This window comes from Pseudomonas triticifolii, assembly GCF_014358015.1.
In the GTDB taxonomy this organism is placed as follows: domain Bacteria; phylum Pseudomonadota; class Gammaproteobacteria; order Pseudomonadales; family Pseudomonadaceae; genus Aquipseudomonas; species Aquipseudomonas triticifolii.
Window position 1 is genome coordinate 1 of sequence record NZ_JACONV010000039.1, and the last position, 14500, is coordinate 14500.

General features: G+C 54.7%; 11 protein-coding genes. 7 read left to right on the plus strand and 4 right to left on the minus strand.

Annotated elements, in window-relative coordinates; translation table 11 throughout:
• Nucleotides 1–302 precede the first annotated feature (302 nt).
• The 4 genes from H8S56_RS24175 (at nucleotide 303) to H8S56_RS24190 (ending at nucleotide 4929) form a co-directional block, all read left to right on the plus strand.
• Nucleotides 303–881 (plus strand): recombinase family protein, encoded by a 579-nt coding sequence (locus tag H8S56_RS24175; protein ID WP_187519987.1) that lies wholly within the window; start codon nucleotides 303–305, stop codon nucleotides 879–881.
• A gap of 1321 nt (nucleotides 882–2202) precedes the next feature.
• Nucleotides 2203–2529: a hypothetical protein gene (locus tag H8S56_RS24180; RefSeq protein ID WP_057430660.1), complete on the plus strand. Its 327-nt coding sequence runs from the start codon at nucleotides 2203–2205 to the stop codon at nucleotides 2527–2529.
• A gap of 1075 nt (nucleotides 2530–3604) precedes the next feature.
• Nucleotides 3605–3778, plus strand: coding sequence for a hypothetical protein (locus H8S56_RS24185; RefSeq protein ID WP_187519988.1), 174 nt, complete (start codon nucleotides 3605–3607; stop codon nucleotides 3776–3778).
• Between the two features lie 158 nt (nucleotides 3779–3936).
• Nucleotides 3937–4929, plus strand: a complete 993-nt coding sequence (locus H8S56_RS24190; protein ID WP_187519989.1) for a hypothetical protein — start codon at nucleotides 3937–3939, stop codon at nucleotides 4927–4929.
• A 375-nt stretch (nucleotides 4930–5304) separates the two neighbouring features.
• Here the strand turns inward: H8S56_RS24190 and H8S56_RS24195 are convergent, their stop codons facing one another.
• The 4 genes from H8S56_RS24195 to H8S56_RS24210 form a co-directional block, all read right to left on the minus strand.
• Entirely contained in the window at nucleotides 5305–6405 is a 1101-nt protein-coding gene (locus tag H8S56_RS24195) for a hypothetical protein (RefSeq protein ID WP_187519990.1), read from the minus strand.
• A gap of 138 nt (nucleotides 6406–6543) precedes the next feature.
• The gene (locus H8S56_RS24200) at nucleotides 6544–7353 is read right to left on the minus strand and encodes a hypothetical protein (RefSeq protein ID WP_187519991.1); all 810 of its coding nucleotides are present in this window, start codon (nucleotides 7351–7353) and stop codon (nucleotides 6544–6546) included.
• Between the two features lie 38 nt (nucleotides 7354–7391).
• Nucleotides 7392–8315 (minus strand): hypothetical protein, encoded by a 924-nt coding sequence (locus tag H8S56_RS24205; protein ID WP_235986865.1) that lies wholly within the window; start codon nucleotides 8313–8315, stop codon nucleotides 7392–7394.
• Between the two features lie 285 nt (nucleotides 8316–8600).
• A complete protein-coding gene (locus H8S56_RS24210) occupies nucleotides 8601–9548 on the minus strand; it encodes a LysR family transcriptional regulator (protein ID WP_187519992.1) in 948 nt (315 codons plus the stop codon).
• A 159-nt stretch (nucleotides 9549–9707) separates the two neighbouring features.
• Between H8S56_RS24210 and H8S56_RS24215 the strand changes: the two genes are divergently transcribed.
• The 3 genes from H8S56_RS24215 (at nucleotide 9708) to H8S56_RS24225 (ending at nucleotide 14382) form a co-directional block, all read left to right on the plus strand.
• The gene (locus H8S56_RS24215) at nucleotides 9708–11234 is read left to right on the plus strand and encodes a CoA-acylating methylmalonate-semialdehyde dehydrogenase (protein ID WP_024689391.1); all 1527 of its coding nucleotides are present in this window, start codon (nucleotides 9708–9710) and stop codon (nucleotides 11232–11234) included.
• A 31-nt stretch (nucleotides 11235–11265) separates the two neighbouring features.
• On the plus strand, nucleotides 11266–12153 hold the full coding sequence (mmsB, locus tag H8S56_RS24220) for a 3-hydroxyisobutyrate dehydrogenase (RefSeq protein WP_187519993.1): 888 nt from the start codon (nucleotides 11266–11268) through the stop codon (nucleotides 12151–12153).
• A 258-nt stretch (nucleotides 12154–12411) separates the two neighbouring features.
• Nucleotides 12412–14382 carry a TonB-dependent receptor domain-containing protein gene (locus H8S56_RS24225; RefSeq protein ID WP_024689389.1) on the plus strand — a complete coding sequence of 657 codons (1971 nt, stop codon included), beginning with the start codon at nucleotides 12412–12414 and terminating at the stop codon, nucleotides 14380–14382.
• Nucleotides 14383–14500: the final 118 nt, after the last annotated feature.

Sequence of the window (14500 nt, forward strand, 5' to 3'; positions counted from 1 at the left end):
GTGTGGCTGTGTGTGCAGTTGGGGCATAGACACCTCCTTTTTATGGGGCTGACCGGTCGCGGTTGTCGATGCCCTCTTGATCAAGTGCCGGTCTGGCTAATGGTCGCGCGTTGCTGGGAGTAGGGTTGGTGCCGGTCGGTCTGGTTTGTAGGTGGTGACATCAAACGATCAATTGTAGTCACCCTTAAAACGGGTCATGAGGTGGTGACATCTAAATAGGGTTTGACACTTGTTGGCACTACTTGTATTGTTGTCACCATTACATGGCACCAACAGCCAGCTCGAAGACCAGAGGCGACACCATGACCGCACGTACATACGCCTATTGCCGGGTATCCACCACCGAGCAGACTACAGATAACCAAATGCACGCTATCAGGGAGCGCGGATACGTCATCCCTGCGAACCGGGTACACATTGAGACGATAAGCGGCTCAGTACCAGCCTCCGAACGTCCTGTATTTGCAAGGTTGGTAGACCGTTTGGAGAGTGGAGACACGCTTGTGGTTCTGAAACTCGACCGCCTTGGTCGTGACAGCATCGACGTGCAGGCCACCATCGATAAGTTGATGGCTTTAGGTATCCGGGTTATCTCGCTCGACCTGCCAGCCTCAGACCTGACCAGCGTAGAGGGTAGGTTCATCATGCAGGTAATGGCGGCGCTGGCTGAGATGGAACGTGGCCGTATCCGTGAGCGTACCAGCGAGGGGCTAGCCCGTGCCAAAGCTGCCGGTGTGAAGCTGGGTCGTCCTGTAGCTGATGACGTCACGTCTCAGGTGCGCGAGCTGCGTGCCAAGGGTATGAGTCAATCTGAGGTTGCCGAAGCTTTGGGGCTGTCCCTGCGCACCGTGAAGCGCCATTGCGCCAAGGAGTCCGCCTGAGTTGTAAAGCGGGCTGAAGTTTGAGGCCCAGACACTCGGGCATGCGACGACATGTATCACTGGGTATTCCAGTTGCAAGCCGTATAGCGGGATATGGCTTGGCCGATCATGTGTTGACAGTGGAGGGCCACCAGAGCGCACAGACGCTACGCTGATTCACGGGGCAGGCCAGCACCGACCACCGGCCTTCACGGTTGCGGTAGCCCATCTGACAGCGGCTGTCCTACTGGTCGAGGGCGGAGGTTCAGGGCAAGCGCCGGGATGATTATGCGAGATGCGCTGTTAAAGCTTCGGGCAGTTAGCTGTCTGCTCCGCTTGCGGCTGTCACATGAAACCCCAGGACTGTGTGGGGGGGGCGGGTAAACGTGCCTCAGGCGCGCTCTCAGTGCCTCACGGCTTCAAAGCGAGTTTAGGCTTTGAATTGCATTATAGGACCGCCAGTAGCTTAGATTGGCTGAGTCTCACAGTGTTAGACACTTGAAACCCACAGTTTTTGAATTCCAGAGCGGCCAGCGGCAAACGTGACTGGATCGGGCATTCTGGTCATAAAGTCTCACAGTGATTTAGTGTGAGACTGCTGTGCAAATAATAAACAAAACCGCTGGAGGCCTCGTAATCCGTGGTCTGTAGCCCGATGCCTATTTAAGTTGCAGTATAGGAGAATCCCCAGTAGCAACAGTAGTGTAGTAGTTAAGGTAGCTACTGTAGCTACTGTAGCTACTGTAGCTACTGTAGCTACAGTATTATCAAAGTAGTCATAGTTGTATTTCTCCCTTCTTCTCCTTATGGAGAAAGGGAGATTAACTATCTGCTATAGGGTATCCGGTCCTGTAACGCCCCAGAACGCCCGTAGGTAGCTATGGCGCAGAATGCCGAGCCGAATACTGCCAAGCGCTTTAAACGCGAACAGGGAGCCTCAGAGGGCTTCTGGCTTTGATTATGTCTCACACTGTTAGACTCTAGATTGATCGCAGGGTGGCGGGCGCGCTCCGACCGGTAGCCATTTAAGTTGCAGTAGAGGAACAGCACTCGACGTGGGATCGATACCGATAGGAAATTGCTATGATGCTATTTTGTCGCATTGCTTTTCCCTATTGCTTCATCGGTCTCAGGCCAAGTAGCAAAGTAGTAATCAGTAGAAGCAGTAGAAGCAGTAGAAGCAGTAGCAACAGTAGAAAACTCCTACTTCTTTGGAACAAAGAATAGAGCAACCAGAAGCCCCCAAGTAGCAACCAGTAGCGCCCATTAGCTTTGGGTTGCGTACATGACAGTCGCACGGAGATTTAACCCACCCACCAAACCATCAGAGAGGTAATAGACCATGTCTACACCCATTACAGGCGATGCGTCGTCTCAAGTTAAAGTCCAGCAGCAAGTTGGCGTCACTTTGCACAACATGCCGAAGGTTGATTTCACAGCCATTACCGATGCCAGCCACCCTATTAATCAGAGTAATCTCTCTGGCAAGCGCTTGGGTAGCATGGTACTTGCAGTGGACTCGGAACAGGTAGAGAGCGGCAGTGGCCGTATCAGCCTGCTCGTTGCTCATGGCAGTAACCCAGAGGATGGATGGTCCGCATTGTTCGCCAGTCGGATCGGCAATGCTCAATGGACCCCGGCTTATCCCGATGGCGAGGTAGGAGCATGATACGGAATATCCAAAGTGTATCTACGTCAATCACTGACCTCGCAAGCAAGCCTACTCCACGCCTTCCCGGTACGCCGATGGGGGCCACAGGTATTTCATTCACTCCTGAGCCTATTAATGGCAACTCACGCTCTGTTCTAACCCCGGCACAAAAGCTGATGGAACAGACGATGCTAAAGGGCCGCTCATCCGGTTTCTGATTAAGTTGCAGTACAGATAACGAGTCCTGGGATCAGGGCATACAAGCTGGGGCATTCCCTGCTCATTAGTAACGGTCTGGTCCCCTCTCTCCTATGAGTGGCCGAGTGTCCCACCTTGTATGTCCTGTATCACCTAGATGCCCCCCAATACTTCAAACCAAACCAAACCAAACCAAACCAAACCAAATCGAGAGGTCTACTATGACTATCGCAGTGCCCATTAAACTACCCGACGCACAGGGTAACTTACACACATTCCTATCAAATGAGGAAGGGCTATACAATCTCACTGACATCTGGCGAGAGTTGGGCCTTCCTGACCGCAAAGCACCTAGCCAGTGGAACAACGAGGCTAAGCGCGAATTAACTAGCTCGGGAAATTTCCAGAGCATAAATGGTAGGGGTGGGCAAACGCTTGCAACTGAGAAAGCATGCATCGCATATTCAATGTGGGTGTCTTTCCCCTTCTATTCACTAGTCGTCGACACCTTCATAGTCGTGCGTAATGACGAGAAGTTGGCAGCGGCCACCTATCGTAGGTTAGCCGAGGAACATCAAGATATGTTCGCGGCCAATGCCCGGAAGGTTAAAGCGTACTCCCGGCTTGATCGTACCCTGTTGCACTGGCGTCATAGCTGCTACTTGGCGGACATCCATAGCCCCGATCTTGCGTACAAGTATGTAGTTCAGAACTATCTGTTCTGGTGTGCCCGTCATCAAGGTAAGTTGACCCGATATTCTCTTACTGACGCTGGCAGAGATGCTGGGTTCTACGTGGTGAGTGGTGGGAATTTCAGCGATGGCCTCCGTGTTACATCGAAGGGCCGCTGCTGGCTCATGGATCACGCGGATGAAATCAACGAGGCTACCCGAGCATGAGAACTCTACGCATCGGATACAACCCGTCATTCAGCTATGGCGGCGAGCTGGGCAATGCTGATGAGGGAGACACCGTTAATGGCCGTCAACCTTATGCTGCACCTGTCAGCCTGCAATCGAGCTTCAATGAAGGCCGTGGCGTTCAACTTGTCGCCAAGAAGGTCGCGTAAGTAACTGGATATCTAGCACTGCACTTGCGCTGCTGGCGTTCAACCGTACATGAAAGTCGCAACCCTATACCTACCTAAAACCAAGCCCAAACCCAATCCCATTACCGTTAAAGAGAGAGGTTCCAATGACCACAACTACTTCCCGTATCATCGACGACATGCGTATTCACGATGCACCTACCCTGCTGGTCAAGTTCGGCGCAGAAAAGGCAAAGGCCCGCATTACTGCTGTTGGTGTTCACGAAACCATGAAAGAAGTGACAGCACAGTTTGATGAGTACCGTCCGTTCCTCATTCCCGGTCGCGATCAGCATGACCAGAAGTTGAGGGCGATGGGCTGCGTACAATCCGATGTTACAAAGTCCCTTCGCAACTATGAAGCCACTGGACGTATGCTGGGTGAACTTCCATCGGGCCTGCCAGTGCCAGAACAGTACAGCAACTTGTTCACATGGCTGCTTAACTTGAAGCGTGAGATTTCCGCCCAAGCTCCCGATAACGAACTGTTCAAGAATCCTACCGGTCTGGTCGGCTACGACTTCCCGAAATGGCGTGAGTACATCAGCCACTACAGTGCCGACCTGTTGCCCCTGATCGATGCCCTGTCAGAGCGCGTCAAGACTGACTATGCGTACTACGAGTACCTAACACATCTGGGCGAAGTGGCTCATGAGCTGGTCATCAACGCCAAAGGACGTAGCGACCATCTGGCTACCAAACTGCTGGACCTGCTGCCTACCATCACCCGCCCGTTCACACAGGCAGGCCGTGAGGCGTTCGAGCTGCTGCAAGTTGCCCTGTTGTCTGAGGTCGATGCCGATGCATTGGTCAAGGCTGGCTGGAGCCCACAGCACTCCGAGGTCATTGAGGTTGCATGCGTCCGCTCTGGTCTGCATCACAAGGCCAAGGGGCCACGAGTTGAGGTCGTACGTATCTCTGCCTACGAGCTGAACTACACACGCCTACGTCAAGCCATGCAACGCGAGTACAAGGCTGCTCAAGAGGCGCACAAGCTGGAACGCGAAGCTGAGGTAATGGCTGGCCGGAAACAACAATTGATTGATCAAGCCGACCGTAAGGACGCACTGATCCTCAAGCTTCGAGCTGGCGATATCACCACCGAGGAACTGCGCGAACTGGAAGCCCTGTAATACCGTGGCAAGTACCTGGGAGAACAAGTGACACAAGGTGCAGAGGCGCAAGAGGCAAGCAGGGACGATGGGCTGTGTGAGTGGACATGCGCAGCCTGTAACAACTGAGTCGATCCATCCACTACCCGAGAGGGGGTCAGGTATTAGCCCGGCCCGCCTAGCACTTCACTGGATGCAGACAGGTCGAACCTCAAAGAAAGTTGTGGCACGTCAACTCCCCGTTTCGGGCGGCATCTGTCTTTTGCGAACTCCCTACCTACTGATCCCACGCCGAGTAGGAATATCACCGTCTGAATCTGCTGGCCATCAGGGACTCACAAAGAAGGGTGACACCCGTATGGAATTCATTTCCGTGATTGATTGGCTAGCGTCCGTTTAGCGTCCGGTAATTTTAATTTTCCCTATAACATCTTGTGGTGTTATCAGCGGAACCTCGGGTTTTATCGGAGAGGTTTTAGAGACGGAACTCGCCAATGCGCCAAGTTGCTGCATGGTGATATGCGCGTATTCCAGTGAGTCCCGAGTCGAGGAAATGTCCTCAAGAACGTTTTTGAATCGTGCAAATGTCAATTCCGGATCTTCAAAGTAGCGACCAGATACCCGCTCTTTCGTTAAAGCCGCCGGATCGCTTGGCAGAGGTAACTTAATAGCTGGCAATAGCTCTCGTTGACTTAACTCAATCGTGCGTGTGACCGCAAAGAGCGTTTTCCCTGCGTTTGCCAATGGGGCTACGTGAACAACCAGATCTCTATAAGCCCCAAGTTCGAACAGCCATTGGCCGTGTTTCGCGGATGCATTGAGCTCTCTACCAGCCGCATCCTTGGGCGCTTCAGATTTCCATTTCTTCAGGAGCCCGCTCAGTGTGGTTATTTTGTTGGCATCCGGAACGGAGCTTCTGATCATTACTTCTGAATAAAATTCAGATAGGTAATCTCGCAGTACGCAGGCGTCTACTAAAAAAGATTGTAGGGCTAAATAGCATAAAGACGTGTAGCCATCGAGGAAACGCTCATCAGCCGTAAATGGTTTTGACCGAAGCCGTCCATTTAATTGTTCTGCATATGCTTCCGATAGCTGGCGGAGACGCCACTCACATGCTCTGAGTTGATGGGATATTCGAGACGCCAAATCGTAAAGTAAGCCGTTCTTTTGCTTGAAAGCGCCGTGGGCGATAAATGACCACTCGTGACCTTGATCCGCACATAGCCAAGTAGGGCTAGCTGCAATGTTCTTAGATCGCCATTCAGGCGGACTAAAGCCCTTAGATGCTTCTGCTGTCGTGTAAAAGTCACAGCCGATCACATTCAATCCTAATCTTTTTGTGTCGGAGTAAAGACTTTCAAAGCTTTTCAGTGTGATCTGAATGCCTCGGTTGCTAACTGTGTTAGGACGTACCGTTGCCTTAGGGTCCATCCCGTTAAGCAGTCTTCCTCCCCCATGCAAATGAAGTTCGCGTAGTACGGTATGCCATTCCATTTACTTAGACCTTGCTATAGTGCAGGTGAAGTTGGGGGGTAAGGCAGCATCGGGGTAATAAGCTTTGAGGTGAAAAGTGTAGTTGCGCATCTGAGTCTGTACTCTCTTTGTATGCTAATTTACCTTTGTCAATAACCACTACTTTACGATATTTGCATCAATTCCTAGAAGCTTGGCGACCTCTTCCCTCCGCTTATTACTGAACTGCCACACCCGTCCAATGGATGCAACTGTTACAAACTGGCCATGCAGACTGGTAGGCCATTTGTAGTCTGGATCATGTAGTCCGCCAACATAAAATGATTTATCAGTACACCGGTTTAAAGTATGGTGTGTGTTTTTGGTGTCGGCGATTGGCACTTGTTGCTTTTTAGCCCTGCGAAGAACCACATCTTCTTCGCGTATAAGTCTGTTAACTTCTTTTGTCGCTACGGTAGGTGCTGTATTGATATTGTCCATGACGATAGTTAAGTGTCGAATCAGCTTCATCGAAAGGTCAGACCCTCCATCAAAATCTTCTTGTACTCCACCGCCTCTAATTTCTTTTTTGAACTCGCACAGGCGTGACCATTGGTTAGGGTCATGATCTTGAGGTAGCGCGCTTTTTGAGAAATAAATTAGTGTAGGACGTTTCTCTTTTATGAAGTATTTTATTTCCTCTACCGTGCCTGACTTTTCTACGCCCGTATCACTTCCAAGTCTGGACCAGAAAAGAGAAACAATAATATCGCAGTCCTTAACAATCAGGTCGTTAAGTATTCCTTGAGGGCGATCCCCCTGAAGTGGAGCACTATCAAGTTCCCACATAACAGGGAGCAAAATCTTTTCAGTCTTGACGCTATTCATAGAGTTCCAAGTATGAATGGCAGTCTCAATCACCTTTCTCTCTGCACTTACGTCCGAAGGGGATCCGATCAAAACACGGTAGGCGGTCACAGATACTGGCATAAAATATCCCTGTAGATAAGTAGGTGAGTAGCTGTGTATTATCTAAAGTTGTTAAGAAGAGTCCTTGATGATAGTGGCGCTCTGTCGATCTGTCCTGATTCTAGTATCCTGACGATGGAATGAGCTTCATCCCCGTCCACACGTCCGTAAAATAGATAGTATCGATCTCTCTCAAAAGTTTGCCATTTACGACTTTCAAAGATATCAAGTTCGCAGTGTCCGCTGAGCTGGTGCTGGGGCGATTTGAAATTAAAGAAAACTCGGTTGTACTTGCCTTTTGCAATAGAGGTAGGCTGGCCAAAGAATAAGAAGCTTTTTCCAAGATACCGTCTTATATCTTGCTGGGCTTTCTCTATAGGGACGATTAAATCGCGCAGTAAGACTGCTTCCTCTCCTTCAAACTGAATAGCGATATCAAGGCTTATTTGAGCCAAACGCACAAGCCTACGCACGGTGCGAAAGTGCCCCGGATTGAGCAGATTCCCATCAGCATCATAGAAGTTCTCAAACCCGCGACCATTTACTGATGAGCCGCCCTGTACTTCCTTCCTTTTACGTGGGTTCTGATCCGGATCTTCATCATCATCGTCCTCATCTGCCTCGTTCTCCGTCAAACTCTTCCAGCCTGCGAAGGTTACGAGGTTGATAGCTCTTTTCTCTTTGCCCCCCTCATCATCCCCACCGCCCGCACCACCCTTTCTCCTGTGTGGGCATTCCACCTTATCGAAGCCGGGCATATGAAAGTAGAACGCCGGAACGCCATCTTTCCGCGTTGGGTTCTTGCGGGGTCGCCTACTGCACATGACCCCACACTCGGGACAATAGATCAGACCGTGATGCTCATCATCGGCGTAAGACTCTGGAAGCAATCGGGGAGCATCAACAAGGGTAGCTGGTGCGACCGATGATGGTTGAGGCTCAAGGACGAGAAACGCAACTTTGGGGATTGAGATCTGTGCCATACATTCCTTTGTTTCAATGGACGATTAGTCGACGAAAATGGATCCTATCTCCAGCGGATAGTAGCAAGGCGCCATCCAGTCACGCTACCTGCATCTACAAGAGATCGAGACTTATGGAGAGTGGAGTCATTTAGCCCAGTCATAGCGCTCAGATGCTGGGCCTTTTGTTCGGTTTCTACAGGTACCTCTCCTTGTCACAAGTCCTGTACCAACAACTGTCACAAACCGTTGGTCAACCCTTGCTCGCCCCGCTACTATAAGGCCACCTGATCCCTTGAAAATCTGTCATTGAAGGAAGCGAATAGCGCGGTTTTCCCCCAACAGAAACCCCTTATTCAACTCCGTCACCTCCCGAATGTAATCCCACAGCAACGTGATTCGCTTCAACTTGCGCAGGTCCTCCCGGCAGTACATCCAGAACTGCCGAACGACCTCCACCTCATTCACCAGCACCGGCACCAGTCGCGGATCCTGTGCAGCCAGAAAGCACGGCAGGATTGCCAGGGCGCGGCCTTGCAGGGCGGCGGTGTATTGGGCGATGACGCTGGTGCTGCGCAGTTGGGCGTTGGCATTGGGCAGCAGGTTGCTGAGGTAGAGCAGTTCGGAGCTGAACGCCAGGTCGTCGACGTAGCTGATGAACGGGTGTTGGCTCAGGTCTTCCTTGCGCTGGATCGGTGGATGTTTGTCCAGATAGTCCTGCGTGGCGTACAGGCGCAGGCTGTAATCGCAGAGTTTGCAGCACACGTACGATCCGTGTTCCGGGCGTTCCAGGGCGATGACGATGTCGGCTTCGCGTTTGGAGAGGCTGATAAAGTGTGGCAGCGGCAGGATATCGACCGAGATGCTGGGGTAGGCGTCGAGGAAATGGCTCAGTTGCGGGGTGATGAAGAAGCTGCCGAAGCCTTCGGTGCAGCCTATGCGGATGTGCCCGGACAGCGCCACGCTCGAACCGGAAACCTGTTCGAAGGCCAGGTGCAGTGTGCTTTCGACGGACTCGGCGTAACCCAGTAATCGCTGACCTTCGGCGGTCATGATAAAGCCGTTGTTGCGGGACTTTTCGAACAGCAGCGTACCGAGCGAGGTTTCCAGCGAACTGATCCGTCGCGAGACGGTGGTGTAGTCGACGGCCAGGCGTTTGGCGGCGCTGCTGACTTTGCGGGTGCGTGCCACTTCAAGGAAAAACTTCAGGTCATCCCAGTTCAACAGTCCCAGGGAGGTGATGTTTTTTTGCATGTTGAGCCTGCTTTTATGTGCGTTCTTGTTAGAAGTTTGCACATCTATACTCCAAAGCACGTCCGCTGACCAATCCAACAACAATGCTGTCAGGAGCCTGTGACGGCCGCGCGCCCAGCGCCTGGCGAGTCCGGTTTGCCTGAAGGGAGAACGGTTGAAATGAACGCCTCACTGAACAAGAACAACACCTCCGTGGCCTGCGTGAAACTGCTGATCGACGGCGAGTGGGTTGATTCGCAGAGCAACGAGTGGCAAGACATCGTCAACCCGGCGACGCAGCAAGTGCTGGCGCAAGTGCCGTTCGCCACGGCGAGTGAGGTGAACGCGGCTGTGGCCGCCGCGCATAAGGCGTATCGCACCTGGCGAGACACGCCTGTTGGCGCACGCATGCGCATCATGCTCAAGTTGCAGGCGCTGATTCGCGAGCATTCCAAACGGATTGCGGCGGTGCTCAGTGCCGAGCAGGGCAAGACCCTGGCCGATGCCGAGGGCGATATCTTTCGGGGCCTGGAAGTGGTCGAGCACGCCTGTTCGATTGGCACACTGCAGATGGGCGAGTTTGCCGAAAACGTTGCCAGTGGCGTCGATACCTACACACTGCGCCAGCCTATCGGCGTTTGCGCCGGGATCACGCCGTTCAACTTTCCGGCCATGATCCCGTTGTGGATGTTCCCGATGGCCATCGCCTGCGGCAACACCTTCGTGCTCAAGCCTTCCGAGCAGGATCCTTTGTCGACTATGTTGCTCGTCGAACTGGCGGTCGAGGCGGGCGTTCCGGCTGGCGTGCTCAATGTGGTGCATGGCGGCAAGGAGGTCGTCGATGCGATCTGTACGCACCCGGATATCAAGGCTATTTCCTTTGTCGGCTCCACAGCGGTTGGCACCCATGTGTATGACCTGGCCGGTCGGCATGGCAAGCGGGTGCAGGCGATGATGGGCGCTAAAAATCACGCGGTTGTACTGCCCGACGCCAATCGCGCGCAGACCCTCAATGCGCTGGTGGGCGCAGGCTTTGGTGCGGCCGGTCAACGCTGCATGGCGACCTCGGTGGTGGTGCTGGTCGGCGCGTCGAAACAGTGGCTGCCGGACCTGAAGGCGCTGGCGCAGAAGCTCAAGGTCAATGCCGGTCATGAGCCTGGCACGGACATCGGGCCGGTGATCTCTCGACGCGCCCGACAGCGCATCGTCGATCTGATCGAAAGCGGTGTGCGTGAAGGTGCAACCCTTGAGCTGGACGGTCGGGACATTTCGGTGCCTGGCTATGAGGGCGGCAACTTTATCGGGCCGACGCTGTTCTCCGGCGTCACCACCGACATGCAGATCTACACCCAGGAAATCTTCGGCCCGGTGCTGGTGGTGATCGAGGTGGATACCCTGGATGAAGCCATCGCGCTGGTGAACGCCAATCCGTTCGGCAACGGTACCGGCCTGTTCACCCAGAGCGGCGCGGCGGCGCGCAAGTTTCAGAGTGAAATCGACGTCGGCCAGGTCGGCATCAACATTCCCATTCCGGTACCGGTTCCGTTTTTCAGCTTCACCGGTTCTCGAGGTTCCAAGCTCGGTGATCTGGGGCCGTACGGCAAACAGGTGGTGCAGTTCTACACTCAGACCAAGACCGTCACCAGCCGCTGGTTCGATGACGACAGTGTGAACGACGGCGTGAATACCACTATCAATCTGCGCTGAGCCGCAAACCGTTCTGCGAAGGAGAACCACCATGAACATCGCATTTATCGGTCTGGGCAACATGGGCGCGCCCATGGCCCGCAACCTGATCAAGGCCGGGCACTCGTTGCAACTGTTTGACCTGAACAAGACCGTGCTGGCGGAATTTGCCGAGCTGGGCGCGCAGATCAGCGATTCGCCCAGGCAGGCTGCCGAAGGCAGCGAGCTGGTTATCACCATGCTGCCCGCGGCGGCCCACGTGCGCAGTGTGTATCTCAATGACGACGGGGTGCTGAAAGGCATTGCGCCGGGCACACCTGCGCTGGATTGCAGCACGATTGATCCACAGACCATCCGGGATATAGCTGCCGTTGCTGCGCTGCAAGGCGTAATACTCGGTGATGCGCCGGTATCGGGCGGCACCGGCGGCGCGCAGGCGGGCACCCTGACGTTCATGGTCGGCGGCTCGGTGGAGCATTTTGCGGCGCTCAAACCGGTGCTTGCGCAGATGGGCCGCAACATTGTGCATTGTGGTGAGGTCGGCACCGGGCAGATCGCCAAGATCTGCAACAACATGCTGTTGGCGATTTCCATGATCGGTGTGTCGGAATCCATGGCGCTGGGCAACGCGTTGGGTATCGATACGCAGGTGTTAGCCAACATCATCAACACCTCGACCGGTCGCTGCTGGAGTTCAGAAAACTACAACCCCTGGCCGGGCGTGGTCGAAACCGCTCCGGCATCACGCGGTTACACCGGCGGGTTTGGTGCCGAACTGATGCTCAAGGACCTTGGGCTGGCGACCGAAGCCGCGAGGTCGGCGCATCAGCCGGTGATTATGGGTGCTGTCGCGCAGCAGTTGTATCAGGCCATGAGCTTGCGCGGTGACGGTGGGAAGGACTTTTCGGCGATCATCGAGGGGTATCGCCAAAAGATCTGAGGTTTTTGGCCACTCATTGAGTCAACGGTATCTATGTGCAAGACGGCTTGCCCGCGATGATCGATAGCACGGTTTCGGCGGGTGTACCGCGCCGGATTCATCGCCGGCAAGCCGCCTCCCACAGTCTGTGTGGGTTGCGAGAAAGCGCTATCTCATATGCCGCAGGATATCTCTTGGTGTAGTTGTCACATCTTGTCCAACCTTCCTGAATGCAGATGCATACGATTCTCTTTTACTTGTGAATCGTAAGGAAGCTTCATGCATTCTCCTCTTCGTTTGCGGCCTGTGGCTGTGATGGTCAACCTTGCTCTGGCCTGCCTGGCATCGGGTCAGGTGTATGCAGCCGAGCTGGCTATCGAGCCGGCCAATGTGCTGTCGCTTGAGGATGTGGTGGTGACCGCCGCCGGTTTCGAGCAGAACCTGGAGGATGCGCCTGCATCGATGACAGTGATTACCGGCGATGAACTGCGCAAGCGCTCGTTCCGCGACCTGACCGATGCAGTGCGCGACGTCGAAGGCGTCACGGTCAATGGTGGGGCCAACGAAACCGATATCTCTATTCGGGGCATGCCGGCCGACTACACCTTGATTCTGGTCGATGGCAAACGCCAGAGCGCACGCGAATCGCGGGTCAACGGCAACAGCGGCTACGAGCAGAGCTTCATTCCGCCTGCCGAAGCCATCGAGCGCATCGAAGTCGTGCGCGGGCCGATGTCTTCGCTGTACGGCTCCGACGCTATCGGCGGTGTGATCAATATCATCACGCGCAAGGTCACGCCGGAGTGGGGCGGTTCGATCACTTACGATTATTCGGCGCGTCAGCACAGCGATCAGGGCAACGCGCGCCAGACGCAATTCTTCCTCGGCGGCCCTCTCAAGACTGACCTGCTGGGCTTGCAGGTCTGGGGCCGTTACCTGGATCGTCAGGCGGATGATGACATCGAGCAGACCAATGGCTTCAGCAAGGCGGACCACCGTGACATGACCGCACGGCTGTCGATCACGCCGACCGTTGACCACGATATTCTGCTGGAAGCCGGTGCTACGCGCCTGAAGAACGGCGATGGCCTTAGCGCCAACTGGGCCACGCGCGAGCAGGAAAATAACCGCGATCACTGGTCGATTTCGCATCAGGGCCGCTGGGGCTGGGCGACGTCGGATGTGTCGCTGGCGCACGAAAAATCCAGCCGCGAAGGCAAGGCCAGTGCTACTCAGACCGACGTGCTCGGACGCAAGCCGACGGTGGAAAATACCGTGCTGGATGCCAAGCTGGTGATGCCGACCGAACGCAACATCACCACCACCGGCCTGCAGTGGAACGACACCACGGTGACTGACTGGAATCAGGGCCTGGGCGACCGCAAGGATTATGAGTTCTCGGTGGTGCAGAAGGCGTTGTTTGCCGAGAACGAATGGTCCATGACCGACACCTTCGCGTTGACCACCGGCCTGCGCATGGACCATCACGAAGAGTACGGCGTGCATTTCAGCCCACGCCTCTACGGCGTATGGCGCGCGACTGACGATTGGACCTTCAAGGGCGGCGTGGCACGTGGTTTCAAGGCGCCTGAAGTGCGCGCCGTGGTGCCCGGTTATTCGTACCTGCGCCGCAATACGTTCGTGATGTTCGGCAACCCGGACCTCAAGCCCGAGACCAGCACCAACTATGAACTGTCGGCGTTGTGGTCCAACCGCAATGACCTGTCGGCCGGTGCGACAGTGTTCTACAACGACTTCCAGGACAAGCTCTCAACCGTCACCACCACCGAGCGCTGGAATGGCTTTACCGTCATGGACCGTGTCAACGTCGACAAGGCGGTGATCAAAGGCATCGAACTCAACGGTCGCTGGGACATCACGCCGGACGTGGCGCTCAAGGGCAACTACACCTACACCGATTCGGAGCAGAAAAGCGGTGCGAATGCCGGCGCGCCGCTGGCGCTGACGCCAGAGCGCAAAGCCAATCTGCGTGCCGAGTGGACCCTTAACGACCGCACGCAACTGTGGGCCGCGACCAACTACTACGGGAAGGAATACGGCAATACGGTCAACGACGAGCCGTCGCCGGCCTACACCACGGCGGATCTGGGTGGCTCGTACGAATTGACCAAGAACGTGTCGTTCAATGCCGCGCTGTACAACCTCACCGACAAGCGTCTGGACGACGAAACGTACGGCACGGTGAATTACGGTCGGACGCTGTGGGCGAGCACGACCGTGCGGTTCTGATCCAACCGCCGCGTTGCCTGACGCGCGGGCGTGGAATCACTGGATAACTGCAAAACCTGTGGGAGGCAGCTTGCTGGCGATGCGTGTTGTCGGGCGAGCTGTGAGTGGCTGGAGTGAC